Genomic DNA, 1,310 nt, shown 5'->3' on the forward strand with positions numbered 1-1,310 from the left:
GCCGCCGCCGCCCGCGAAGTTGACGCCGCGCTCCAGCCGGTCGAGGCGGGCCATGACCGACTGCTCGTCGCCGTAGGCGGCGGGGAGCATGACGCGGGCGCAGATCAGCTCCAGCTGCAGGCGGGGGGAGGTGGCGCCGCGCATCTCGGTCAGGCCGGTGTTGACGAGGTCGGCGGCGCGGCTGAGTTCGGCGGCGCCGAAGGTGCCTGCCTGGGCCTGCATGCGTTCGAGTACGTCGGTGGGGGCGTCGATGAGGCCCTTGTCGAGGGCGTCGGGGACGGCCGCGAGGATCACCAGGTCGCGGAGGCGCTCCAGCAGGTCGGCGACGAAACGGCGCGGGTCGTTGCCGCCGTCGATGATGCGGTCGACGACCTCGAAGGCGGCGGCGCCGTCACCGGTGGCGAAGGCCTCGACGACGGAGTCGAGCAGCGAGGCGTCGGTGTAGCCGAGCAGCGAGGTCGCCATGGCGTATGTCACACCGTCGGTGCCGGCGCCGGCGAGCAACTGGTCCATGACGGACATGGAGTCACGCACGGAACCGGCGCCGGCGCGCACGACGAGGGGCAGGACGCCGTCCTCGACCGGGATGTTCTCCTGCCCGCAGACCTGGCCCAGATACTCGCGCAGGGTGCTGGGCGGCACGAGCCGGAAGGGGTAGTGGTGGGTGCGCGACCGGATGGTCCCGATGACCTTCTCGGGTTCGGTGGTCGCGAAGATGAACTTGAGGTGCTCCGGCGGCTCTTCGACGACCTTGAGCAGCGCGTTGAAGCCGGCCGACGTGACCATGTGGGCCTCGTCGATGATGTAGATCTTGTAGCGGCTGCTCGCGGGTCCGAAGAACGCCTTCTCGCGCAGCTCACGGGCGTCGTCCACACCACCGTGCGACGCGGCGTCGATCTCGATGACGTCGATGGAGCCCGGGCCGTTGCGCGCGAGATCCTGGCAGGACTGGCACTCCCCGCAGGGGGTCGGCGTGGGGCCCTTCTCGCAGTTCAGACAACGGGCCAGGATGCGCGCGCTCGTGGTCTTGCCGCAGCCTCGCGGCCCGCTGAACAGGTACGCGTGATTGACCCGGTTGTTCCGCAGCGCCTGCTGCAACGGGTCGGTGACATGTTCCTGCCCGATGACCTCGGCGAACGACTCCGGGCGATAACGGCGGTACAGCGCGAGAGACGACACGCGTACGAGGTTATAGGCGCCCACTGACAACCGGGCCCGCCTGTGAGTCCGGCGACCGCCCCGACCGCCGGTCGACTGTCCCGACCCCTGGGGCGACTGGCCCTACCCCGGCAGACTGTCCGGCCCCCGGG

1 protein-coding gene is annotated in these 1,310 nt (G+C 70.5%); it reads right to left on the reverse strand.

Annotated features, from left to right (window positions below; genetic code table 11):
• Positions 1-1,179: DNA polymerase III subunit gamma and tau (locus AC31A1_RS51530; RefSeq protein WP_489659932.1), on the reverse strand; the 1,179-nt coding region annotated here is incomplete at its 3' end.
• Positions 1,180-1,310 lie beyond the last annotated feature (131 nt).

This window comes from Streptomyces sp. P5F9 (genome assembly GCF_057961495.1).